General features: G+C 48.2%; 22 protein-coding genes. 11 read left to right on the top strand and 11 right to left on the bottom strand.

Going from position 1 to position 23,075, the window contains the following annotated elements; translation table 11 throughout:
• Positions 1-6: 6 nt before the first annotated feature.
• The gene (locus NT073_RS27235) at positions 7-798 is read left to right on the top strand and encodes an outer membrane beta-barrel protein (RefSeq protein WP_297380100.1); all 792 of its coding nucleotides are present in this window, start codon (positions 7-9) and stop codon (positions 796-798) included.
• 97 nt (positions 799-895) lie between these two features.
• Here NT073_RS27235 and NT073_RS27240 read toward each other — a convergent pair whose 3' ends face one another.
• Together NT073_RS27240 and NT073_RS27245 are read right to left on the bottom strand one after the other, a co-directional pair.
• Positions 896-1,435 carry a PliI family lysozyme inhibitor of I-type lysozyme gene (locus NT073_RS27240; protein WP_297380102.1) on the bottom strand — a complete coding sequence of 180 codons (540 nt, stop codon included), beginning with the start codon at positions 1,433-1,435 and terminating at the stop codon, positions 896-898.
• A gap of 138 nt (positions 1,436-1,573) precedes the next feature.
• Positions 1,574-1,912 carry a helix-turn-helix domain-containing protein gene (locus NT073_RS27245; RefSeq protein ID WP_297380104.1) on the bottom strand — a complete coding sequence of 113 codons (339 nt, stop codon included), beginning with the start codon at positions 1,910-1,912 and terminating at the stop codon, positions 1,574-1,576.
• Between the two features lie 406 nt (positions 1,913-2,318).
• On the opposite strand from NT073_RS27245, the gene miaA reads away from it, so the two are divergent.
• Complete coding sequence (gene miaA / locus NT073_RS27250; RefSeq protein WP_297380106.1) at positions 2,319-3,224, top strand: tRNA (adenosine(37)-N6)-dimethylallyltransferase MiaA; 906 nt, start codon at positions 2,319-2,321, stop codon at positions 3,222-3,224.
• Positions 3,225-3,263: 39 nt separating this feature from the next.
• Here the strand turns inward: miaA and NT073_RS27255 are convergent, their stop codons facing one another.
• From NT073_RS27255 to NT073_RS27290, 8 genes are all read right to left on the bottom strand, one after another.
• Positions 3,264-3,557 (bottom strand): rhodanese-like domain-containing protein, encoded by a 294-nt coding sequence (locus NT073_RS27255; protein ID WP_012924912.1) that lies wholly within the window; start codon positions 3,555-3,557, stop codon positions 3,264-3,266.
• Between the two features lie 52 nt (positions 3,558-3,609).
• Positions 3,610-5,475 carry a T9SS type A sorting domain-containing protein gene (locus NT073_RS27260; protein ID WP_297380111.1) on the bottom strand — a complete coding sequence of 622 codons (1,866 nt, stop codon included), beginning with the start codon at positions 5,473-5,475 and terminating at the stop codon, positions 3,610-3,612.
• 26 nt (positions 5,476-5,501) lie between these two features.
• The gene (locus NT073_RS27265) at positions 5,502-6,278 is read right to left on the bottom strand and encodes a PASTA domain-containing protein (RefSeq protein WP_297380114.1); all 777 of its coding nucleotides are present in this window, start codon (positions 6,276-6,278) and stop codon (positions 5,502-5,504) included.
• Positions 6,279-6,365: 87 nt separating this feature from the next.
• Complete coding sequence (locus NT073_RS27270; RefSeq protein WP_297380117.1) at positions 6,366-6,968, bottom strand: riboflavin synthase; 603 nt, start codon at positions 6,966-6,968, stop codon at positions 6,366-6,368.
• A 79-nt stretch (positions 6,969-7,047) separates the two neighbouring features.
• On the bottom strand, positions 7,048-7,809 hold the full coding sequence (locus NT073_RS27275; RefSeq protein ID WP_297380119.1) for a class I SAM-dependent methyltransferase: 762 nt from the start codon (positions 7,807-7,809) through the stop codon (positions 7,048-7,050).
• 57 nt (positions 7,810-7,866) lie between these two features.
• Complete coding sequence (locus NT073_RS27280) at positions 7,867-8,805, bottom strand: glycosyltransferase family 2 protein (protein WP_297380121.1); 939 nt, start codon at positions 8,803-8,805, stop codon at positions 7,867-7,869.
• A 54-nt stretch (positions 8,806-8,859) separates the two neighbouring features.
• Complete coding sequence (locus NT073_RS27285; RefSeq protein ID WP_297380123.1) at positions 8,860-9,975, bottom strand: DegT/DnrJ/EryC1/StrS family aminotransferase; 1,116 nt, start codon at positions 9,973-9,975, stop codon at positions 8,860-8,862.
• Entirely contained in the window at positions 9,972-10,379 is a 408-nt protein-coding gene (locus tag NT073_RS27290) for an FdtA/QdtA family cupin domain-containing protein (protein WP_297380126.1), read from the bottom strand. Before NT073_RS27290 ends, NT073_RS27285 begins: the two co-directional genes overlap by 4 nt.
• Positions 10,380-10,559: 180 nt before the next feature.
• Here NT073_RS27290 and NT073_RS27295 point away from each other — a divergent pair, with 180 nt between their 5' ends.
• From NT073_RS27295 to NT073_RS27335, 9 genes are all read left to right on the top strand, one after another.
• Positions 10,560-11,204, top strand: coding sequence for a DUF1684 domain-containing protein (locus NT073_RS27295; RefSeq protein ID WP_297380129.1), 645 nt, complete (start codon positions 10,560-10,562; stop codon positions 11,202-11,204).
• A 103-nt stretch (positions 11,205-11,307) separates the two neighbouring features.
• Positions 11,308-13,752, top strand: a complete 2,445-nt coding sequence (gene pheT, locus NT073_RS27300) for a phenylalanine--tRNA ligase subunit beta (RefSeq protein WP_297380132.1) — start codon at positions 11,308-11,310, stop codon at positions 13,750-13,752.
• A 73-nt stretch (positions 13,753-13,825) separates the two neighbouring features.
• Positions 13,826-14,164 (top strand): hypothetical protein, encoded by a 339-nt coding sequence (locus NT073_RS27305; RefSeq protein ID WP_297380134.1) that lies wholly within the window; start codon positions 13,826-13,828, stop codon positions 14,162-14,164.
• A gap of 48 nt (positions 14,165-14,212) precedes the next feature.
• Positions 14,213-14,500 carry a cell division protein ZapA gene (locus NT073_RS27310; protein ID WP_297380139.1) on the top strand — a complete coding sequence of 96 codons (288 nt, stop codon included), beginning with the start codon at positions 14,213-14,215 and terminating at the stop codon, positions 14,498-14,500.
• 103 nt (positions 14,501-14,603) lie between these two features.
• On the top strand, positions 14,604-16,214 hold the full coding sequence (gene rny / locus NT073_RS27315) for a ribonuclease Y (RefSeq protein ID WP_297380140.1): 1,611 nt from the start codon (positions 14,604-14,606) through the stop codon (positions 16,212-16,214).
• A gap of 104 nt (positions 16,215-16,318) precedes the next feature.
• Complete coding sequence (locus NT073_RS27320; RefSeq protein WP_297380142.1) at positions 16,319-16,984, top strand: DUF4230 domain-containing protein; 666 nt, start codon at positions 16,319-16,321, stop codon at positions 16,982-16,984.
• A 56-nt stretch (positions 16,985-17,040) separates the two neighbouring features.
• Positions 17,041-19,062 (top strand): M1 family aminopeptidase, encoded by a 2,022-nt coding sequence (locus NT073_RS27325; protein ID WP_297380145.1) that lies wholly within the window; start codon positions 17,041-17,043, stop codon positions 19,060-19,062.
• A 14-nt stretch (positions 19,063-19,076) separates the two neighbouring features.
• Positions 19,077-19,541, top strand: coding sequence for a VOC family protein (locus NT073_RS27330; RefSeq protein WP_297380147.1), 465 nt, complete (start codon positions 19,077-19,079; stop codon positions 19,539-19,541).
• Between the two features lie 175 nt (positions 19,542-19,716).
• On the top strand, positions 19,717-20,928 hold the full coding sequence (locus tag NT073_RS27335; RefSeq protein WP_297380149.1) for a glycosyltransferase family 1 protein: 1,212 nt from the start codon (positions 19,717-19,719) through the stop codon (positions 20,926-20,928).
• A gap of 111 nt (positions 20,929-21,039) precedes the next feature.
• On the opposite strand, the gene NT073_RS27340 is transcribed toward NT073_RS27335, so the two are convergent.
• A complete protein-coding gene (locus NT073_RS27340; RefSeq protein ID WP_297380151.1) occupies positions 21,040-22,713 on the bottom strand; it encodes an NFACT RNA binding domain-containing protein in 1,674 nt (557 codons plus the stop codon).
• Between the last annotated feature and the right edge of the window lie 362 nt (positions 22,714-23,075).

Genomic DNA, 23,075 nt, shown 5'->3' on the forward strand with positions numbered 1-23,075 from the left:
GTATTCATGCAACTCAGACAACTCTCAATAGTCGCCCTGCTACTGGCCGGCGTATCAACTTCTTTCGCGCAAATCAGGCCGTTCGAATTTGGTGTTAAAGGAGGAGGTACGTTCACGCACGGCTTCACCAACGTACCTGCTCAAACAATAGGCAGCGTTCAGGTGCCTAATCTGGAAAACAAGAACAATGGGATCGGCTATGGTTATTCAGGCGGATTGTGGGCCCGGAAGAACTTTAACAACTTCTTTATTCAGGCTGAAGTGACCTATAATCGCTTCGTGCTGAAGCAAAAAACAAATGTTACGCTCGATGTAAACGCCAACGCAATGCTGGCGAATGCGCTGCCCGTGAGTGTTCAGCCGGGTTTATTGAATGCTACCCTCAAGGCTACGTCGGAGTCGATTCTGGAAGCAGTAGACGTACCTATTTTGTTCGGGAAGCGATGGATGGGTGGCAAGTTACGCGGCTACGCCGGACCGAATTTCATTTTCGTACAAAAAGCGCAACTGGACCGAACAACGGCGGGTGTTATCAACGCCAACCCCAACGTGAGTTTCCCGCAAACGGATATTCCGGCCACAAGCGCCAGCACCAATCTGCTTAACAAATACGAAGCGCTGAATCTGGAGGTAAAGGATTTTACCTACGCGCTCGAACTAGGCGTTGGCTATACCCCTCTTCCATTCCTGGATGTCGATGTTCGGTATGCAGCCCCCGTGGGTGGTGTGTACAAAGACTCAAACATTACTGGCTTTCTGGGTATTGCCACCGTATCACTCGGTTTCAGACTATTCTAATTACTGGTTATTGGTTAGTAGTTAATGGGTATAAAATCAACGGTCAGCTTTATAGCTCCCAGTTTAAACTTTACAGCCAATAACTATTAACCAGTAATTATGGCTCTGCGATGAGTTCAAATCCACTCCCGGCAGGTTTGAGTTGATAGCGCGCCAATTGATAGCCTCCAGATGGCGCTACATTGGCATCGCCGGGGCGGTATACAGGAAACTTACGATAAAGAGTATTTCGTTCTGTCCACAAACTATCGTGGCCCATGTAGCCATCCACAGGCTGCATTCGCCAGGCAGGCACAAGAATGTCGGCTTTGCGTTCGGGCAAAAACTGCCAGGCGTGTACCTGCCCGAACGACCCACTTCCGTCCGTCATGGTGTAAACGTATAACTCAGGAAACCGATTATTATCCAGATCGGCGACATCAGCCCCTACAACGGCTCCATCTATCGGGATTGTAAAGTTGGTTAAGAGCAACGCGCCCCTATAGGCTTTAACCTGCACAGTGTGCGTGCGCTCACTGTCTGAAGCTGCAACAGTAAAGGCATATATACCAAAGCGTAACGATTTGATGTAGCAAGGTTCAGCTGAAACAAACGGGTTTTCGCTCACGACAGAGTGCCCGTGAACAGTGGCAAACACTGGAGTATGATAAGATCTAGTTTGAGCCAGTTGAACAAGCCATGCCAAGCTCAATAAAACGTATCCTGCCGTGCTACTCATCACCCCGTTTAGTGTTTTTTACTTACAACGGCATGGGGTCGAAAAAAGTTGATTAGTCTACGGTTCCAGAAATAATTCGCCAATTGACGTTAACTTCAGCAAGGTAGGCAATACTTGTAAACCCTTGTCTGTCAAGCTGTAATCTACTCGTGGTGGTACCTCATTAAACGATTTCTTCTCAACAACCCCCAGACTAACCAACGCCTTAAGTTCCTGAATTAAAACCTTTTCACTGACGGCTGGGATCATACGCCGAAGCTCTCCATACCGCCGGGCTTCAGTACCTAGTTGATATATAATATACAGACGCCATTTCCCACATATTATATCTAATGTTTTTTGAAGAGCTAAATGCTTTGGGTCAATAGATTGTTGTGTACTTACTTGATCGTTCATGAGGAGAATAGCACTAACCTTTTGGTATGTAACGTACTGATTAAAAGAGAGTTACAGTAACATGAGCAAATATAGATATTTGTATTAAATCTATAGCATAGCTTTTTTCCCGAAGGTTATATAAACATTAAGACAGCAAGTAACTATCTATCAATCAAGACCAAAAAAAAATTATTTTAGTCATTTATTTCATTCTACTAATGAATGATTAATAAAGAGTCAGGCAATAAATGTTCAGATTAGGTACCGGGTAGCTTTAGCAACTCTATTTATAAACGAGAACATGAATATTTGGAGCGCTATTCTGAGTAAAATAATTAGGTAATGGTGCTGAAGTCTATTAATTGATCATTTATCTACGGTTAGAATAGCTTTATTTTGTTTCTTTCAACGTCAATCACTTTTATTGAAAACGCTGCTTGTTATTGCTGGACCAACGGCCGTTGGTAAAACCAGCCTATGTGTTCGTCTGGCCAAACACCTGCATACCGATGTTGTTTCGGCCGATTCGCGGCAACTTTACCGGGAGCTTACCATCGGTACTGCCAAACCTAGTTTTTCCGAAATGGACGGTGTACGCCATCATTTCGTCGATTCGCATTCCATTCTGAACCCGGTCAATGCGGGGCGCTACGAACAGGAATGTCTTACCATACTGAACAGTCTGTTTGAGACAAAGGATACTGTTATTCTGTCGGGAGGAACCGGCCTGTATATAAACGCCGTTTGCGATGGCCTTGACGATATGCCCCCGGTAGACCCTGCTTTGCGGGCGAGGTTACTGGCTCGTTTCCAGCAGGAAGGGATAACGAATCTTCAACATGAACTACGCCAGCTGGACCCCCTGTATGCACAAACCGCCGACTTACAGAATCCAATCCGGGTAACGAGAGCGCTGGAGGTATGTCTGTCGACCGGACACCCTTATTCATCGTTTCGGCGTCGGCAAACGGCCGAACGTTCATTCAAATCCGTATTGATTTCGCTTGAGCGGCCACGTGAAGAACTTTACTCACGCATAGATGCCCGGATGGATGCGATGCTTCAGGCCGGACTAATCGATGAAGTAAGATCACTCCTACCCTACCGGCATCTGCCTGCTCTACAGACTGTTGGGTATCAGGAAGTTTTCTCGTATCTGGATGGAGAGTATGACTATGAAGAAATGGTTCGTTTACTAAAACGAAACTCCCGCCGGTATGCCAAACGGCAATTAACCTGGTTCCGGAATCAGGGAAACTACCAGTGGTTCGCCCCGGACGATGACGAAAAAATCATCAGTAAGCTGAATGATGTCAGAGATAGTATATAAAATGTATTTCACTACTTCTTACATCATTCAGCTCGCTTCTTATTGTGCGCGATAGGCAAGCATTCCGCCAATGACATTACGGACATTATTGAAGCCGTTCTCCTCCAGAATCTGCTGAGCCATGCCGCTACGCTTGCCCGATCGGCAATGGACAATAACCTCTTCGTCCTGCAAGCCATCGAGTTCGTCCAAGCGATACGACAAGTCGCCGAGAGGAATAAGAGTGGCGCCAATATTATCCGCTTCGTATTCGTCCGGCTCACGAACATCGAACAAGTTTAACTTTTCACCCTTATCGAGCCGCTCCTTTAATTCCTGTACTGTAATATCCATAGTTTTAGTTAATAAGTCAGTAAGTCGATAAGTGGCTAACTTACTGACTTCGTTAATGTTGAATGATTAATTTATGCACTGATGTCCGCTTATCAGCAAACAGTCGGACTAGATAAAAACCATCTGGCAGATAACTTAAATCTAACGTTTGCTGACCACGACTTGGTTCGAAACTGCTTAGTAAACGACCACCGTTGCTCATAACCTCCAGTCGATTTATCGTTGGGTCATCCCACCGGATAATGCCGCTTGTCGGGTTCGGGTACGCCCGTAGCGGAGATAAAGGTTCCGGTTCCGGAGTAGCGGTTACGATGGTATCCGGCTTGGCCCCCATTACAGGACGGAGCATAAAGGCCCCCCTCACATTTAATGCGGCCGAACTCCCGTTCTGGTCCCAACTGCTGCCGCTATTGTAGAAAATTTGAGAGCCGAAGGGGCTGTTTTTATCAAACCCCAGCCGAAGCAAGGCCGTATCGCTGCTACTGACCTGCTGGTAGCCAACGTAGAACGTATCTTTTACGGAAACGCTCTTCGAGAACTTGTAGTCAACAAACCCATTTCGTGATGCCGGATATTGCGTTAAGAATGACTGTTGATAGATGGCCGTTCCGGGCCGGCCGGCGCGGTTGTTGTACACATTGATGATGAAGGCCTGCCCGGTCTGGTTGGTCATAAAGGGCACAATACAAGCACGGATACCCCCAATGGCATCGGGCTTGTTCAGAATAAATCGCACAGCTATCTGCTCGCGCTGCCTTATTTGCTGGGCATACTCCCAGCTACCGTCGTCGTAAGCGTAGTAATCATCTAAAGCTGCAACAGCCGAGATGGTATCGTTGATACGGAGATTGATACCCGGAATGGATGGATTTTGGTCGTCGCTGGTCAACAGATCAACTTTATAGCGCAAGATGGCTCTGGTAGCCTGACCAAACCCGGTAACGGGAGTTGGTTTTACTACTTTACGCTGAGAACTGAGGGACGAAATCAGGGTTGAGCTGGTTTGTGGGTCCTCCTGCACCAGTCGCTGCGATACCTCATCGCGAACCGTAAACCGGAAGGTAGTAAAGTTGAAATTGTTAAATAGGTTGTTGATATCCGTGGTAACCGTATCCGCCATTTCAGCAGCCGGATTAACGACGTATTGCGACAGGGGCATGGCCGTATACCGCTTCAGCAGGGGCGTTAGCGACTGTCTAACCGCCACATCTTTCACAAATCGGTCATTAACGGACCGACCTTTGTTCAGGTAAATGTAATCGATGTGCCAGGTATCGAACGGGCCCGATTCACGGCCAAACGTTCGAAAACGAAAAGCAAATCCGGCATGAAAGTAGACCTGATTCCGCACAGGGACGAACACCTGAAAAAAGTTATTATTAACAACACCCCCTACTTTGGCCCAAACGGTACGCCACCTGTTTGTATTATCCAGAAATTGAACGGTCAGTGAATCACCCGCCTGACGACTCAGCGAATCGCCGGGATCGGGCAGTTCTCCCTCTCCTTTAGCCTGCCAGTAAAAACTCAGGTAAACGGAATCGGCAGCCGTTAGCCCGGCCAGATTAATGGGTTGTGAGGTCAGAGTATCGGTATATCCCTGCGCCAGCGAGTTGTTCTGCACATATGGCCGACCGTTGGCGGCCAGCCCATCGAAGGAGGCAACGTTGATAGTGGGGTGATTGATAGCCATGGTGTTATTGATATATACACCACTGCCCGGTTGCCAGCGGGCCGGATCGGGCCGGTCGATACCAGGTCGACCACTTGCCGTTGAAAAGTCCTCAAAAAATGGCAAATTGAGCGAACCCTGTCCCCTGCCTGTCGAACACGACAAAACCAACAGGATAAGCCAGATGCCACGCAGACGGCGTCCGGCAAACGGTGTGGGCGGCTGACAACGGAAATCAATTCTCATCGGGTAATACAGGCCGGAAGTAGTTTTTATTGGTCCGGTTCAATTGGCCCTACAATCCACAGATCCATTGTCTCGCCAACGCGGATACGCTCGCCAGACCGTGCTTCGGGCCGCTGTCTGATTACGGTACCAACCTCCTTCTCGGGGTCGTCTACGGAAATTTTCGTGCCAACTTTCAAATTCGATCCGCGAATAGCGGCTTCGGCTTCGTCGACTGGCAATCCTACAACGTTCGGAATCTCGAACATCGTACTTCCTAATCCATCACCAACTTCAAGATCGATTTGAGCGCCTTTAGGAATGGGCGTTCCAGGCGTGATTTCCTTACCATTATACAACTGCCGAAGCACCGCATTTTTGGCCACATCTGGTACATAGATGGGCGGGCCGCTTAGTAGATCCAACGACTTGAGGTTAAGTTCTGCACTGCGAAGGGTTAAGTTGACCAAATTAGGCATCTGTACCATCGGTGCGACACGCTTGGTAATGGTCAGGTATATTTTACGACCCTCCTTTACCTTCGCATTAGCCCTTGGGTACTGCTGAATTACCGTTAATGGCTGTGCTCCGGCAACGAAGGTGCAGTCACTAACTTCGTAACGGAGATCTCTGTCATCCAGCAGGTTCTCCATCTCATCCAGACTCAGGCGCGTTACATCCGGTACGGTGATCGTCTGCCCATGATTCGTTGTATAGGGCAGATAAACGAAGAAGAATACCAGAAACAGAGCAGCTATCAGGGCCAGAATAATGCCAATATGGATCAGCAGGTCAAAAAAGGAGCGGGTGCTGATTTTAGCCATTCGGGTGTGGTGATTGGTGAAGCCTTATCGGCGCAGTGGGTTCATTTGGTTTACTAATCGCACAAAAGTAGCAGAATCCGCAACGGCCTATCGATAGCCCGCAAACATTTTTTTAAGGTATTTACCAACAATATCGAACTCCAGATTGACCATGTCGCCAACCTTTAAATCCCGAAACGTGGTGTGATTATACGTATATGGAATGATGGTTACCCGGAACCGATTGTCTTCTGAATTGAAAACGGTCAAACTAACGCCATTGATACATATCGAGCCTTTTTCGACCGTTATGTTTCGATTGGCGGGGTCATCACCCGGCGCATATTCAAAATCGAAGAGCCAGCTGCCGTCAACGTCCTGTATATTGGTACAGCGTCCGGGCTGGTCAACATGCCCCTGTACAATATGCCCATCAAATCGGCCATTGGCAGGCATACACCGTTCAAGATTGACCCGATCGCCAACGGCTAGCTTGCCAAGATTGGTTTTTTTTAGCGTTTCATCCACGGCCGTTACCGTGTAGCTTCGGTCGTCCAGGCTGGTCACCGTCAGGCAAACGCCGTTATGGCTAACACTCTGATCAATTTTCAGTTCGGGAGTCAGCGACGACTCAATTCTAAATGTCAGGTTGGTCCCTGTTGCTTCTATGGCTTCTACAAGACCGGTTGTTTCTACAATTCCAGTAAACATAAATAGGAATAAGTTGGTGAGTCGGTAAGTTAGTAAGTGGCTTGCGCATGTGTTGCTCAGGCGTCAGCCACTTACTAACTTACCGACTTATCACCATAAACAGCGAACTACCGAAGGGGGTTCGTCTCAATAGTTTTTGCTCCGCCCGAACAATACCGAGCAGCAGTTTATTAAGCCACCTAACCGGCAAATACACATCCGACTTCGCTTCGCCGGGCTTACTCCAGCCCAGCCTTAACCGAAGTCGCTGCCATTGCCTCACCAAAACTATGGGCAGTGAAAGAATAAAACTCCAATAGGTATATGATCGAAGATTCAGGCAATTTTGAGAAAGTAGCGGCTCGAAATCGCTTAAAACAAATCGCTGGACAATGCCAACGGCCAAATCATGTTCTCCACGAAAAGCACCGAAGGCGTTGTTATTGCTGATCAGGATACCCCCCGGTTTTAGCCGACCAGTCAAGGCCATCATCAGTGGCGCTAAGTCGGCCTTCGTAAAATAACAGAAGACATCGTTACAGATAATAGCATCGTACATATGCGTCGGCTCGAAATCGGCCAGATCGTTGAGATTAACGAGCGAAACGGGAAGCTTCCGGTCATGGCAGTACACAACCGCATCGACCGACCCGTCGATGCCTCGCAGGCGGGTGTAGCCCATCTGATGCAAAAAAGTTAGCAATCCACCGGTGCCGCAGCCAGCGTCCAGAATGGCCACATCGCGGTTTTCACCAAACCGATGCATCAGTGCCTCGCCTACCCGTTCATGTAAATGCTTGTACCACCACAACTGGCCTTCCAGCCTGAACATTTTTTCGTATTCTTCCGAACGACCAATCATGCTTGAGAAACTGTGTAGACGTAGATCCTGAAGACGCCGATCATAACGCTGACCTGATTACTGCTCTACCGCTTGCTCTTTCCGCAGGCCTTTATACTTGATAACGTAGGGCGGCAGTCCACTGTGGGCCATAAATAACTTACCGAGGTACTCGCCCAGCACACCCAGGAATAGCAGTTGAACGCCCAAACCGGTCACAATAGCCCACATAACAACTATCCAGCCGCCAAAGTCAATCCGATTCGTCAGCCAGCCTATTACCAGCAACAGACCACCGAACACCCCAAGGCTTGCCAGAGCAGCCCCTAAAACAGTAAACATCCGGATTGGCCAAAGTGAATAACCGATAAACACGTTTATAAACAACGAAACAAGTTTACGGACCGTGTAACCCGAACGCCCTTCAGTCCTGGCATTATGCGGTACCTCAACGCTCCCTACTGTAGTTGTTGTTCGAAAGATCAGCCCGTCGATGTACGGATAAGGCCCTTTGTAACGGCAGATTTCGTCCACCACTTCGCGACGGATAACCTTAAAGCTTGACAGGTACAGGTCCTTGGGCTTACCTATGGAATAGGTTGTGAGGATGTTTACAAGCCGGCTACCAATATTTCGAAACCAGTGATGCTTCTTTTGGGCGTACCGGCTATAAACCACATCGTATTGCCCATGCTCAGCAGCCTCAACAAGCGTCAGGATGGCCTCGGGTGGATTCTGAAAATCATCGTCAATAATGACTACATACTGACCCGTTGTGTGATTCAGGCCACATAGTACGGCATTGAACTCACCAAAATTGCGACGAAGGGAAATAGCCGTCACATTATCGTATCGATTCTCAAGCTGTTGGCACACACTCTCCGAACGATCAGCGCTGCCGTCATTAACCAGAATTATTTCAAACGCCAGTCCGGCCAGCCACCCCTGCAACCGTTCTGTCAACGGGGCAATGGTACGTTCGCTGTTATAAACTGGAATGACGACGGATAAAAACATGAATCTAAAAGTGTGAAAAGCAAAAAAGGAGCGTGTCAGGTCGGTAATGGCGATTCAGACGTTCGTTGTTTTACTTATTGAATTAATGGTCTCGATAATAAAGTCGGTCTCATGATCCGTCAACGCCGGGTTGAGGGGCAAACTCAGGCTGTTCTGGTGCAACTGCTCGGCAATTGGCAGGAATAAATGAGCGTATGCCGCATAAGCCTGCTGATGGTGGGGCGGGATAGGATAATGTATATCCGTTCCAATACCCTGCTCCAGTAGATAAGCCCGGAAATCGTCGCGCCTGGGATGCTGAATAACAAACAAGTGCCAGGCATCTAGTTCAACCTGATCGGCCGGCGGCAGTACAACGTCCGGGTTGGTAATACCAGTTAGATATCGTTTTACCAGTTCTTTCCGACGGTTGTTCGCTTCGGTCAGCCCCGGCAGTTTAACCGATAGCACGGCAGCCTGAAGTTCATCCAAACGACTGTTGAATCCCAGATAGTCGTTTATGTACTTTTGCCCGGACCCATAGTTTCGCAAGGCACGCAAACGCTCGGCAAGCACACTATCATTTGTTGTAATAGCCCCGGCATCACCCAGCGCCCCAAGGTTTTTGGTTGGATAAAAGCTCCAGCCTGCGGCATCGCCCAGATTACCCGCTCTTTGCTGTATCCTGTTACCCTGGTAACTGGCACCATGTGCCTGAGCGGCATCTTCGAGCACGTTCAGGCCATATCGTTGAGCCAGCTTATTGATTGCATCCATATCGCAGCAGCGGCCATACAGATGCACGGGCAGAATTGCCCGGGTATTGGCCGTAATGGCTGCTTCAATACGGAGAGGGTCGAGTAAGTAGGTGCGTGGATCGGGCTCAACAAAAACGGGAGTCAACCCAGCATGCGTAATGCTGAGTACCGAAGCAATGTAGGCGTTCGATGCAACGATGACCTCACTTTTAGCCGGAAAAGCCCATGCGTTCAACACTAATGTCAAAGCCTCCAGCCCATTGGCAACGCCTACACAATGCCTGGTCTGGCAATAGGCTGCAAACTCACTTTCAAACGCTTCGACTTCCTGTCCTAGCACATACCAGCCCGATTTCGTGACCCGTCCAACGGCTGAGGTAATACTCTGTTGATAAGGTTCGTTAATACGTTTTAAGTCCAGAAACGGAATCATTCAGAAGCAGCCATAAGTAGACTATTCTCCATTTGGCCGTTCAGATAAGGCTCGTAAATGTAATCGTCTTTATCGTACAACTCATTTGAAACGACCAGTAGAATAGCATCGTCGGAGAACTCATCCATGCTATGCCAGTCTTTAGGTTCGAGAACCAGACATTGGCGTGGAGTAGCCAGGCGAATCACCTCCTCCTTTGCGCCATCGTTGTTATAAACCCGGCAGCTACCTCTCAGGCAGATAAGTGCATTCCAGGCCTGATGATGTCGATGACCCGCACGAGTGCCACTGCCAGCTTCGTAAATGTAAAAGACGCGTTGAATTACGCCAGGAATAATTTTTTCAAAAACGGTTAAGTTTCCCGTATCGGATTCGTATGTTGTTAATTCGTAAAGTTTGGCCATCCGCAAAACTGGTTTGACTAATGAAGTAGCTGATTTATATTGGCGGTTCTAAAATTATTAAAAACGAATTGAACAGTATGCCACAATTAATTCACTAAGCATAAATACTTACAAATCTATGTAAAGTTAAACTTATATGATATATGTACCCATTTTTAATCCCTTTTTGTCTATAAAATCATGATAAAGAATAGATTCTTCTTAACCGGATTGTTCTTACTGAGTCTAATCGTCCTCTATTATACCTTCTTCGACGGTGGTAATATTACTTCATCCAGTAGTATAGGTGAGGTCATTGACCCGGCTACCTACCGCCAGCAAGTAGACGTGAAACGCACTGAAAAAGACAAGTTTATGCGAACCAGTACTGAGTCGCCATTCACGGATAAGTCGTCTTTTAAAGGACTCACCTATTTTGCCCCTGACCCGTCTTACCGGGTTACGGCCCGACTTGAACCTTTTGCCGACAAGACCCAGAAGCTGGTCGTTAGCATGAGCGATGGCAGCGAAGAAGTGTACGAAAAATTTGCCCATGCCGTTTTCAGTCTGGATGGCGAAGCACACCGACTGTTGATCGTTAAGCAGGAAAATACATACTCCATTCTCTTTCGGGATGCGACTTCGGGCAAAGAGACATACGGGGGCGGACGCTATCTGGAACTCGATCCTGCCACGCTCACCGATACGCGCACCACGCTGGACTTTAACACGGCTTATAACCCCTATTGCGCCTATAATCCCGGCTACGCCTGTCCACTACCCCCAGCAGAAAACACCCTGAAAGTGGCGGTAAAGGCTGGCGAAAAATACATTCCCCACGAGTAGCCAACCTGAACCCTGTCAGTTTTTTGGTGTCAATTACCTGAATGAGCAAGTAGCCAATCAAGCAAATGGCTAACTTTGCAGTAATTATCTGCTTTGCCGCTGTATGGAAGTTTCCTATAAATGGTTACAAGAGTTCATTGAATTACCCGAGTCACCCGAAGAAGTCGGTAAAATTTTAACCGCAACGGGACTTGAAGTCGAAGGAATAGAAAAGATAGATGCTGTACCCGGTGGACTGTCGGGCGTAGTTATTGGCCAGGTACTGACCTGTTCTAAACATCCCGATGCCGATAAACTGAGCCTGACTACGGTTGATGTTGGAGCCGAACAGCCCTTACCTATTGTGTGCGGTGCACCCAATGTGGCAGCTGGTCAGAAAGTGATTGTCGCACTGGTGGGGGCTACACTTTATCCAAGCGCCGGCGAACCCTTTCAGATTAAGAAAGCCAAAATTCGGGGCGCAGCCTCCGAAGGGATGATCTGTGCCGAAGACGAAATTGGCCTGGGCACATCCCACGCAGGTATTATTGTGCTGGACCCGGACGGTCCGGCGTCCCAGCTGCCAAACGGGACACCCGCAGCCCGTTATTTCAACCTCGAATCAGATTATCAAATCGCCATTGGGTTAACGCCTAACCGAATCGATGCCGCGTCTCACTACGGTACAGCGCGCGATCTGAAAGCCGTACTCAAACGGCCCCTTCGCCTGCCCTCCGTAGACGCCTTCGCCGTAGCTGGCACAGACCTGACGCTCGATGTACATGTGGAAGATACGACAGCCTGCCCGCGGTACGCCGGGGTTACGTTAAGTGGCCTGACCGTTGGCGAATCGCCCGACTGGCTGAAACAACGGTTACTTAGTATTGGCCTCAACCCCATCAACAACGTCGTCGACGTAACCAATTACGTTTGTCATGACCTTGGTCAGCCCCTCCATGCGTTCGATGCCGCCAGGATTGCAGGCGGTAAGGTCATCGTGAAAACATTACCGGAGGGTACGCCTTTTATAACCCTGGATGGTGTGGAAAGGAAACTGACGGCTACCGATCTGATGATCTGCGATGCTGAAAAGCCGATGTGTATCGCTGGTGTTTTTGGCGGTCAGTATTCGGGTGTATCGGCCCAAACGACCAGCATCTTCCTGGAATCTGCTTATTTCTCACCAACGTCTGTTCGTAAAACGGCCCAGCACCACGGGTTGAAAACAGATGCCTCGTTCCGGTTCGAGCGTGGCATTGACCCCAACATAACGGTATTTGCTCTGAAACGCGCTGCCCTGCTCATTCAGCAAGTGGCCGGTGGAACGGTTAGTTCAGCTGTTACCGATATTTACCCAGACCCGATCGAGTCATTCCGGGTGCCGGTGCGTTACCGTAACATCGATCGACTGATTGGCATCAAAATCGACCACTCTGAGATTCATCGGATATTGGAAGCACTGGACATTCAGGCCGAAGAAAAGACCGATGCAGGTTTTCTGGCCATTGTGCCTCCCTACCGCGTCGATGTAACGCGTGAGGCCGATGTTGTTGAAGAAATACTTCGAATCTATGGGCTTGATAACGTTCCCCTGTCGGTAAACCTGGCGGCTGATTCGTTATCGGAATTCCCCAAAACAGACCCTGATCAATGGCAAAGCCGGGTTGGCCAGCTGCTGGCGGCCAATGGCTTTTACGAAATCCTGACCCTATCACTAACCCGTCCGGCCTATAATGATGCCATCCGGTCGTCATTGCCCGGCGAGGACGTAACGCTGCTCAATCCCCTTAGCGAGGAGCTGTCTGTTATGCGGCAAACGCTGCTGTTCTCGGCGCTCGAAACGCTGTTGTATAACCAGAACCGACGGCAGAAAGACTTGAAGACATTCGAATTTGGCAAGGTTTATCATAAAGTAAAACTTGACGATTCGACTACGAAATACGTTGAACGGATACGGATGAGCCTGGCTATTCTCGGCAACCAGCAACCCGAAAACTGGCTTCAGAAAGCACAACCGGTGGCGTTTCATGACCTGGCTACGGCTGTTCAGCGGATACTAAACCTATTCCGGGTCAAAGCTTACGAAACCCAACCCGCCGACACTACCCTTTTCCAGTATGGCGTGACGTATGTTGTCAATAAAAAACCACTTGTTAGCCTGGGGTTAGTAAACCCCAAACTGACGAAGCTGGTAGATCTGAAACAGCCTGTGTTTTACGCCGACTTCGATTGGCAGGCTCTGCTCAAACTAGCAACGACCAAAGTACGCTACGAGGAGGTTTCCAAATTTCCCGAAGTTCGTCGTGACCTGTCGCTGGTACTTGATCAGGCCATTTCGTTCGAGCAGATCAGTAAGCTGGCCCGACAAACGGAACGGAAATTATTACGGTCTGTGAATGTGTTTGATGTGTATGAAGGAGAGAATCTGGGTGCTGGCAAAAAAGCCTATTCAGTCAGTTTCATGCTTCAGGATACCACCCAGACCCTTACGGAAGCAACAATTGATAAAACAATGCAACGGCTCATGACGGCTTTTGAGCAGGAGTTAGGGGCAGTAATCAGAAAATAATAGTGGAGTGGTTAATTAGTCAACTAGTTTCAACCAGTTAACCATTTCACTAATTAATCAATTACTTTATACTGTGGTTAGCGAACATCAAATTATTGCACTGGTCGAGCGTTTTGAGCATAAACTCAAAAAGCTTAGGGAAGAGTATGTTGATGCGCAGAAGCAGGTCGAACAACTGGAACTGGAGAATGCAACCCTTCAGGAAAGTTTGAAAGAACAACAGGATTTGGTCAGGCAACTGCGGAAAAAACCTGTTAATTCGGAAAAAAATACACCAAAGTCGAAAGATGTTGGTATAATTGTAAAAGACAATCTGTCTGAGACAGATACGAATGCTGAATTAAAACGACAACTCGACGAGTATATCCGGGAACTGGAACGGTGCATTGCTCATTTGAGTAGTTTGTCATAAACCCAAATTGGCTCCGGGGGGAACGCCCTATCTGAGCCGACTGCAGCGATGGAAGAACTGCCAATTCGCGTAAAAATTGCCGACCGATTCTACAAATTAGCCGTAGAGCCGGACTCGGAAGCTATAGTACGCGAAGCCGCCAAGCTGATTCAGGAAGAACTGAAGCAATACCGGGAAAAAGGGCTTACTGATACGCAGGAGGCCCTGGCAATGATAGCCTTCGACTGCTTGGTCACCAAGCTCAGAGGAGAAAGACAAATGCAGCGATTACAACAAATGGTGTTTGACAAAATAACTCAATTAGACCAGGTTATCACGCCGGTCGTCACGACATAAACAACGGCGGGATTACATCCCACAATACCCAGAGTAAGCGTTCAGGGCACTCGTATCGCAGCAGATTGATGGTTTATTTGTTCAATCCTAACGATATAGTCCAATGGACATTCCAATTTGGTTAACGATTCTTGCCGCCCTTGCAGGGGGTGGTATTGGCATATTAATTGGTCGCCAAACCATGGCGGGCGTTCGCGCGAAGCATGAGAAAGATGCAGAAGAAAAAGCAGCAGCTATTTTGAAAAATGCTGAATTACAGGCCGAAACGATAAAAAAAGATCGGATACTGGAAGCAAAAGAAAAATACCTGAAGCTGAAAACGGAATTTGAGGAAACAACCAATCAGAAGCGAAATCTACTTCTTCAGAACGAAACCAAACTCAAGCAGCGCGAACAACAACTTGCACAACAGGCCGATCAGCAGCGCACCCGTGAAGGTGAGCTGAACCAGCAGCGCAATGAACTTGGGCAGCAAAAAAACACGCTCGCGCAACAGATTGAGGCTCTCAACAAACGCCGTGAAGACGTTGACCGCCGGCAGCAGGAAGCCGACCGTATGCTCGCTGATCAGGTGTCTCAGCTCGAAAAAATTGCGGGTCTGTCTGCTGAGCAGGCACGTGAGCAACTCATAGAAACGCTGAAAGCCGAGGCCGAAACACGGGCTTCCTCCTACATCAAAAATATTATTGAAGAAGCTAAGCTGACCGCTACCAAAGAAGCGAAAAAGGTGGTTATCGAAACCATCCAGCGAACGGCTACCGAGCACGCCATTGAAAACTGTGTGTCTGTTTTCAACATCGAATCAGATGATGTAAAGGGCAAAGTTATTGGACGGGAAGGCCGTAATATTCGTGCTCTCGAAGCTGCAACCGGCGTCGAAATTATCGTCGATGATACCCCAGAAGCCATTATCATTTCGGGCTTCGATCCGGTTCGGCGCGAGATTGCCCGGCTCTCCCTGCACCGGCTGGTACAGGACGGCCGTATCCACCCCGCCCGGATTGAAGAGATCGTTGCTAAAACCCGCAAAAATATTGAAGACGAAATTGTTGAGATCGGCGAACGGACTGTCATCGACCTCGGCATTCACGGTCTTCACCCCGAACTGATCAAGATGGTTGGCCGGATGCGCTTCCGGTCGAGTTACGGGCAAAACCTGCTCCAGCACTCCCGCGAAGTAGCCAAACTGTGCGCAACCATGGCGGCTGAACTGGGCCTGAATGCCAAGCTCGCCAAGCGGGCTGGACTGCTTCACGACATTGGCAAAGTGTGGCCTGAAGAAGCCGAACTGCCCCACGCTATACTGGGCATGGAGCTTGCCAAGAAATACAAGGAGAATCCAGAAGTTATCAATGCTATCGGTGCTCACCACGACGAGATCGAGATGACGAGTATGATTTCGCCGATTGTGCAGGTTTGCGACGCCGTATCAGGCTCACGGCCGGGTGCCCGTCGTGAGATGATGGAGTCGTATATCAAACGGCTCAAGGAGCTGGAAGAACTGGCCGGAAATTTTCCGGGCGTAACCAAGTGCTACGCCATTCAGGCCGGTCGCGAGTTGCGGATTATGGTCGATGCCGATCATGTTTCCGATGAGCGTGCCGGTATTCTATCGTACGAAATTTCGCAAAAAATAGAGAAAGAAATGCAGTATCCCGGTCAGATCAAAGTAACGGTCATTCGGGAAATGCGGGCAGTAGCTTACGCGAAGTAAACGTCAATGGTTAATGAGAAATGGACAATGTATACTGGACGGAGTTAGCCAGTATACATTGTCCATTTCTCATTAACCAGTATTCATTATACATTTAGCTCATTATGGATTTCCTAACCACCGTTTTATTGCTGCTCGTTGGTGCAGGCGGGGGCGTTGCCCTGGCAAATGCATTGCGTAGGCGTACGGGCATCACAAATATTCGAACAGACTCGGTCATTCTGCTGGAACGGATTGAGAAAGTATTCAAGGTGGTTATGGCCGAAGGGTACTTCTCGGAAATTTACAACTACCAGGATCAGAAGAAAATTTTATATCTCCTCAATGACCCCAAAAAAGCGATGGTCATTGCCCGATCCAAAGTGCTGGTTGGTTTCGACTTTGCAAAAGTCCGGTTCAGGGCACCCGATAATGGAGACAAAAAGCTGATCATCGAGTCATTTCCCGAACCAGAAGTCTTGTCTATCGATACTGATTACAAGTTTTACGACATACAGGCCGGCATTTTGAACCACTTTAGTGGTGACGATTATACGCAGATTCTTGACGAAGCCAAACGAGCCATGAACGAACGGGCTATGCAGAGCGATCTGCCTAAAATTGCCAATAACCAGATTCAGTACATGATGTATCAACTGGCGAGTTCAATGGGTTGGCAGCTCCAGTTACCCGAAGCCGATCAGCAAAAGCTGGAAGCCCTCAAGGCGCAGGCAGAAGCCGAGGCACAGCCAACAAAATGGCTGAACGCAGGCAATCAGTCCGAAAGCTAAACGTTTTCTAACGGACTCATTACCTTTCTGGTTACGTCAGAAACTATTTATCCGTTATGCGAATCGGCTACCTGCTTCTGTTTTTTCTTCCCTGTTTCGTCAGCGCCCAGGACAGTACCGACGGGGGACTTTTCTGTCGGATGGGCAAGGTTCGTTATTTTGGACAGTCGGCCGCCAACCCGAAGGCAAGGCTGGCTTATCCGGGCGATGCCTCCATCGATGTTACGTATTACGGCCTCGACATGCGACTGACTACGTCACCAAACACGCTGCGGGCCGCCACCACAATTACGCTTAAAAGTACGGTGGCCTCGCTCGGCAGTTTCTACCTCGACCTGAACTCAACAACGGCAACCACCGGAGAGGGTCTTCGAGTCGATTCCGTAAAAGCAGGCAGTCGAACGCTACCCTTTCAGCACGACCAGAATAAACTGACCATCACTCCTCCGCAGCCGCTCACCATTGGTCAGGTGCTTACCTTAACAGTGTTTTATCAGGGTATTCCAAACAGTACGACCAATGGTAGTTTCAAGTTCGATAAACACGAAAGCACAGCTGATCCCGTCATATGGAGTTTGAGTGAACCTTATGGCGCTTCGGACTGGTTCCCCTGCCGGGATACACCAGCCGATAAAGCCGACTCGTCGTCGGTGCGTATTACCGCTCCGGCTCAGCTCGTTTCTGTTTCAAATGGCGCACTCGTCAGCACAACGTCGAATACTGACGGTACCAAAACGTATCTGTGGCGCAACAGTTACCCTATTGCCCAATATCTGATCTCGATAGCCGTCTCCAATTATAGTGAATACAACACACCCGTCACATATGGCAGCCAGACCATGCCTGTTACGCACTACATCTACCCCGAAAACCTGGTTCAGGTTCAGGCTAGCCTCGACCGGACGCCGGGCATGATTCAGCTGTTCTCGAACCGGTTTGGCCCTTACCCGTTTTTACGCGAGAAATACGGTCATGCTCAGTTTGCGCGTAACAATGGCGGGATGGAGCATCAGACGATTTCGTCGATGGGCATATCCTCATTGACACCAACGGTCATTGCTCATGAACTGGGCCATCAGTGGTTCGGCGATAAAATTACCTGCCGCGACTGGCAGAATATCTGGCTCAACGAAGGGTTTGCCTCTTATACCGAAGCGATCTATACCGAATCCGTAAGCGGGCTGGCTGGTTATCAGAACTACATGAACAATTTCATGAGTAGTGCCCGAACGGCCCGAGGCTCCATTTATGTGCAGGACATTTCCAACTTTAACAACATTTTCAGTAGCTCACGGACTTACGCCAAAGGGGCTGCTGTTCTGCACATGCTGCGGGGTGTTTTGGGCGACAGCACCTTTTCCCGCACCATACGCACGTACGCCGAATCGCCTGTACTGGCCTATAAAACGGCTGTAACTGAAGATTTCCAGACTGTAGCCGAACAGGTTTCCAGCCGTTCGCTGGATTACTTCTTTAAGGAATGGATTTATGGCGAAGGCTATCCGGTTTATAAGGCAACGGTATCGCCGGGAAGTACTGACAAGACGGTAACGGTACGGCTGGAACAACGAAATGCCTTTGCTACTAGTCCAGCTTCCTTTACCATGCCCGTGCAATTACAGATCAAATCAGCTGCGGGCGATACAACGGTAACGGTTGTCAACGATCGACCCGATCAAACATTTACCCTGCCCGCTAAAGGTACCGTATCCGGCCTGGTCGTCGATCCTTCTAACTGGATCTTAAAAACCGTTGAAAGCGTTTCGGTTTCATCCTCTGTTACCCCTTCTACATCGGTAGTAACCGCCCTTGATGACCCTACGCCGGGCAGCTTCCGTTTATATCCTAACCCAACCACCGAAACCCTATTGGTTGATTTTACGCTGCCTTCTGGTGGGGCCGCCACTATTTCGCTCATTAATTTGCAGGGACAACGTCTCCAAACAATAACCGACCCATCGCTTACAGCAGGCAAGCATACCAAAAGTCTCTCGCTCCACGGCTTACCTACCGGCCGCTATACGGTAATAATTGAGACATTGGATGGACGACAAAGCCGGGTAGTTTTAGTAAACTGACGACTTTTTAAGTCGTGAAAAAATTAGCAGTTGTTCTTCTTATTGCGTTGAGTGTGTCCACCTCAGGTTTTGTTTTCGGTCAGGATAAGCTTGGTATTACCCGACATAATCATATTTCCATTCACGTAAAAGATGTTCCAACGAGTGCGGCTTTTTATCGGGATGTACTGGGCCTAAAGCCAATTCCTGTTCCAGAGAATCTGAAAGCCATTCGTGCCTGGTTTGATTTAGGAAACGGCCAGCAGATTCACCTTCTGGATGGCCGGACAGAGCAGATCGTTCATGATAAAAACGGCAGCCATTATGCCCTGTTTGTGGAGGATATCAACAAATCGGAGCAATACCTGAAAGCTAAAAACATCCCGTATCATCGGCAGGTACGCTTTGATGGAATTGTACAGGTCTACTTCTCTGATCTGGACGGCTACCTGTTTGAATTGAATGAGGATAAAAACAAAAAATCAATGACAACAAACTAGTGTTTTTATCCTGTTTTGAGGGTTTTGGAGCGTATTTACGAAAGCTGGAACCGCTTCCTCAATTAAACAGATCAGGAATTAACATTTTCTGACTGGCTTGGTTTGTTAAGTAGGCGTCTATAGGCTGGTCAATTGATGAGCAGACTATTTAACTCAATACCCTACACGAGCAAACATGAAAGTATCATCCTCAGCGAACGACTTGGCAAATGCCACCACCCTATCTGTCCAGTCAACTAAATCTACAACTACACATAATCCTCTATCAGGTTCTGCCAGCCAGGTTATTCCTGATCTGATCTGTTTCTCGCACTTACGCTGGAACTTCGTATACCAGCGGCCTCAGCATTTACTAAGCCGGGCCTCAAAAAACTATCGGGTATGGTTTCTTGAGGAACCTATGTGGAGCGATAGCTTACATATGAGTGTAAGTAAGCAAACAGATCGGCTCACGGTATTGGTACCACACCTGCCGCATGGTACTGACCCTGAAGAAGCCATTCGTCTACAGCGTCAGTTGCTGGACGAATTTATTGCTCGTGAAACCATTCGTTCGTTTGTCGCCTGGTATTACACGCCTATGGCGATGCTGTTTAGTGACCATCTGGAGCCTAGCCTAACGGTCTATGACTGTATGGATGAGTTATCCGCTTTCTGGGGTGCCCCTCCTCAGCTACTGCAAAAGGAAAAGCAATTGATGCAACAGGCAGACGTTGTTTTCACGGGCGGTTACAGTCTGTATGAAGCTAAGCAAAGTCGGCATCCACATGTGTTTGCTTTTCCAAGCAGCATCGATTTTGCCCATTTCTCGTCGGCTCGTAAACCCCAGCCCGATCCTGTCGATCAGCGCTCAATTGCGACTCCCCGGATTGGCTTTAGCGGTGTTATTGACGAACGGTTCGACTACAAGCTCATGGGTGAACTAGCCGAACGTCGTCCGGATTGGCAGTTTGTCCTTCTCGGGCCAATCGTTAAAATAGATCCTAAGCTACTTCCACATCAGCCAAATGTCCATTATCTGGGTATGAAGGCGTATAAAGATTTACCGATGTATTTCAGCAACTGGGATGTAGCCATATTACCTTTTGCACTCAACGAATCGACGCGGTTTATCAGCCCTACTAAAACCCCTGAGTATCTGGCGGCTGGCTTGCCGGTCGTATCAACGCCGATTCGGGATGTGATTCGGACCTATGGTAGTAAAGAACTGGTGGAAATTGCGAACAATGCCGAAACGTTCGAGCTGGCGATTGAGCGTATGATGACCAAGGAATCTTCCAACTGGCAAGCAGTCGACTCGTTCCTGAAAGAAAATTCGTGGGATCACACCTGGAGTGAGATGAACCGACTCATGGTCGCTCAGTTAAGTGTAGTGGTTGATCAGTAAATGAGCATAAGTTAGTAATTGGCTGCGCCTAAGTTGGTAAGTGGCTGACGCATAAATAATGTTTTCGCGTCAGCCACTTATCAACTTAGGCGCAGCCAATTACCGACTTGTTTACTCCCCCTTTGGTACAACCAGCACAACATCTTCTTTCTCAATTATAACTTGTCCTTCCGCTAACCCTTTAGGCTTGCGAACATACTTTTTGGGGGTTACCGTAACCGGACATAAGCTATCCATCTTCCGTTTGGAATACCAGGCGGCCAATTCGGCGGCACGCTCAACAACCCGCTTTGGAAATGCTTTACCAGGCTGATATTTTATGACGACATGTGAGCCTGAAACATCGCGTGCATGAAGCCATAGATCATCCTTGTACGTGTAGCGCTGAGTAAGAAGGTCATTATTCTTGGCATTCCGGCCAATCAGAATACGAAACGAGTCGAACATTATCTCCTTAAAAAGTGGTGCTGCTTCTCCGGCGCTGGCGTAGTTTGTTTCCACCAGCAGATTATGCTGTTTAATATACCGACGAAGATCTTTCAGCGTTTTTATTGCTTCCAAATCTATCTTTTGCTGGTCTATGCGAACGATTTCGGCTTCGCGGGCTGCTATCTGGTCGGAAAAATGCTGCTCTTCAAGCTTCTCGTTCTTAGCCTTCCGGTAGTAGTTCTCTGCATTCTTCTGCGGAGTGAGATCAGGCTTAAGCTTAATGACCAAAGGCTGGTCCCGGTAGAAATCGTATAGGGTAACCCGTTCCGGCGATTTCATACTGGGAGTAGACGGAATATCGTGCAGGTTAGCCATCAAAATATGTCCTTTTTCTTCATGGCTGGCTCCTTCTTCCTTCGATAGCAGCCTTTGCAGGGATACATCAATCTGCGACTCAGCCCGTTTTCGACGCTTTTCGAGCAGTTTTAGCAGATTTGCTTTCTCATGCTCAAATACAGTCAATCCATTAAACGACGTATAAAATCGGTTTGCCGCTTCGATGGGGTCCGTAAACTCACGTCGGGGCGTATCAGCGGGTAAGTCATCGAACGGTAGTAGGCTAAGCGTTGGCTTGTGTTCCAGCCGAATCAGGAAGTAGTGCGGGTGCTCCAATTGGTACAACGCATCCTGAAGAACAGCCCACTTCTCGGGTCCTCCCCTAACGGCCCGCTTTGCTTCCTGTTCGTCAATCCACCTGTTTACTACTTTACCAAACGTTGGGAAGAGTTTTCTGCGCTCGAAGTTAGCCTGCTCAAAAGCGGCATACGATTGGTCGATAGGCCGGTCAAAACCGTCCAACAGAAGCTGAGAATCAGTCGCCAGTTGGCGATTGAACAAGTCAACTACTTCATTTCCCTGAAACGCCAACAGGTTGGGACGATTACCGAAGAACTTAAAGACTAGCGAAACATCATCTTCCAGTACAATGGCCAGGCAGCGCTCATTCAGAAACGTCCGTACACCAATAACTGCCCGTTCTTTACCGGGCTCTCCAACGATAGACTCGAACAAGTCGACGCTGTTTGTACGCGCACGCTGTACGCTTTCAGGAAAGAACAAGCCGGAGAAATCGGGGCGGAGGCTTGCCTTGATATAGAAGGGTTTATAATAGTTAATTTTTCCTTTGGCCTGAGCAAATACAAGAACTACCTCGTCCCGATCCTGACTAAAACACGCCATAAAGCGGAGGCCGGTAATGGATTCATTGGCATGGATATTCGGACCAGGCGATTGAGGCAACAGGTATCCTTCAAGAGCGGGTCCAAGCTGCTTAAGGAAGTAAAAGTTAGTATGCATGAGTACTCAGAAAGGTAGGCAAAATACAGTAGACAGCCGAATTATAGTCCCATATTCTGCATCCTTCACTGGTTTACTAAAACCAAAAAACTAAAATAAACAGGCAATATTATAACCATGCCGAAGGGCAAATCAGACACATACAAAACTTTAAATACGCTATATATGGACACTAATTATAACAATAAACTAATTAAATATCATTATAATTAGTTTACAATAAAATCAATTGAATTATATACCTAAAAAATCAATAATAAATCAACTAGTCTTAGGCATTTGATCATCATGATTTTTCATCCCCTTCATCTCGTTACAGTGAAAACTCACGAACGCAGCACATTGCGGGTAATCTTATAAAT

The organism is Spirosoma sp., assembly GCF_026391055.1.
GTDB lineage: Bacteria > Bacteroidota > Bacteroidia > Cytophagales > Spirosomataceae > Spirosoma.

What these genes read in the sequence shown, in the direction of transcription:
- NT073_RS27285 (WP_297380123.1), bottom strand. Translation starts at nt 9,975, where the DNA reads ATGATTCCGTTTCTGGACTTAAAACGTATTAACGAACCTTATCAACAG.
- NT073_RS27255 (WP_012924912.1), bottom strand. Translation starts at nt 3,557, where the DNA reads ATGGATATTACAGTACAGGAATTAAAGGAGCGGCTCGATAAGGGTGAA.
- NT073_RS27260 (WP_297380111.1), bottom strand. Translation starts at nt 5,475, where the DNA reads ATGAGAATTGATTTCCGTTGTCAGCCGCCCACACCGTTTGCCGGACGC.
- NT073_RS27280 (WP_297380121.1), bottom strand. Translation starts at nt 8,805, where the DNA reads ATGTTTTTATCCGTCGTCATTCCAGTTTATAACAGCGAACGTACCATT.
- NT073_RS27245 (WP_297380104.1), bottom strand. Translation starts at nt 1,912, where the DNA reads ATGAACGATCAAGTAAGTACACAACAATCTATTGACCCAAAGCATTTA.
- NT073_RS27290 (WP_297380126.1), bottom strand. Translation starts at nt 10,379, where the DNA reads ATGGCCAAACTTTACGAATTAACAACATACGAATCCGATACGGGAAAC.
- NT073_RS27265 (WP_297380114.1), bottom strand. Translation starts at nt 6,278, where the DNA reads ATGGCTAAAATCAGCACCCGCTCCTTTTTTGACCTGCTGATCCATATT.
- NT073_RS27310 (WP_297380139.1), top strand. Translation starts at nt 14,213, where the DNA reads ATGGAAGAACTGCCAATTCGCGTAAAAATTGCCGACCGATTCTACAAA.
- NT073_RS27235 (WP_297380100.1), top strand. Translation starts at nt 7, where the DNA reads ATGCAACTCAGACAACTCTCAATAGTCGCCCTGCTACTGGCCGGCGTA.
- NT073_RS27320 (WP_297380142.1), top strand. Translation starts at nt 16,319, where the DNA reads ATGGATTTCCTAACCACCGTTTTATTGCTGCTCGTTGGTGCAGGCGGG.
- NT073_RS27325 (WP_297380145.1), top strand. Translation starts at nt 17,041, where the DNA reads ATGCGAATCGGCTACCTGCTTCTGTTTTTTCTTCCCTGTTTCGTCAGC.
- NT073_RS27340 (WP_297380151.1), bottom strand. Translation starts at nt 22,713, where the DNA reads ATGCATACTAACTTTTACTTCCTTAAGCAGCTTGGACCCGCTCTTGAA.
- NT073_RS27275 (WP_297380119.1), bottom strand. Translation starts at nt 7,809, where the DNA reads ATGATTGGTCGTTCGGAAGAATACGAAAAAATGTTCAGGCTGGAAGGC.
- NT073_RS27270 (WP_297380117.1), bottom strand. Translation starts at nt 6,968, where the DNA reads ATGTTTACTGGAATTGTAGAAACAACCGGTCTTGTAGAAGCCATAGAA.
- NT073_RS27335 (WP_297380149.1), top strand. Translation starts at nt 19,717, where the DNA reads ATGAAAGTATCATCCTCAGCGAACGACTTGGCAAATGCCACCACCCTA.
- pheT (WP_297380132.1), top strand. Translation starts at nt 11,308, where the DNA reads ATGGAAGTTTCCTATAAATGGTTACAAGAGTTCATTGAATTACCCGAG.
- NT073_RS27295 (WP_297380129.1), top strand. Translation starts at nt 10,560, where the DNA reads ATGATAAAGAATAGATTCTTCTTAACCGGATTGTTCTTACTGAGTCTA.
- rny (WP_297380140.1), top strand. Translation starts at nt 14,604, where the DNA reads ATGGACATTCCAATTTGGTTAACGATTCTTGCCGCCCTTGCAGGGGGT.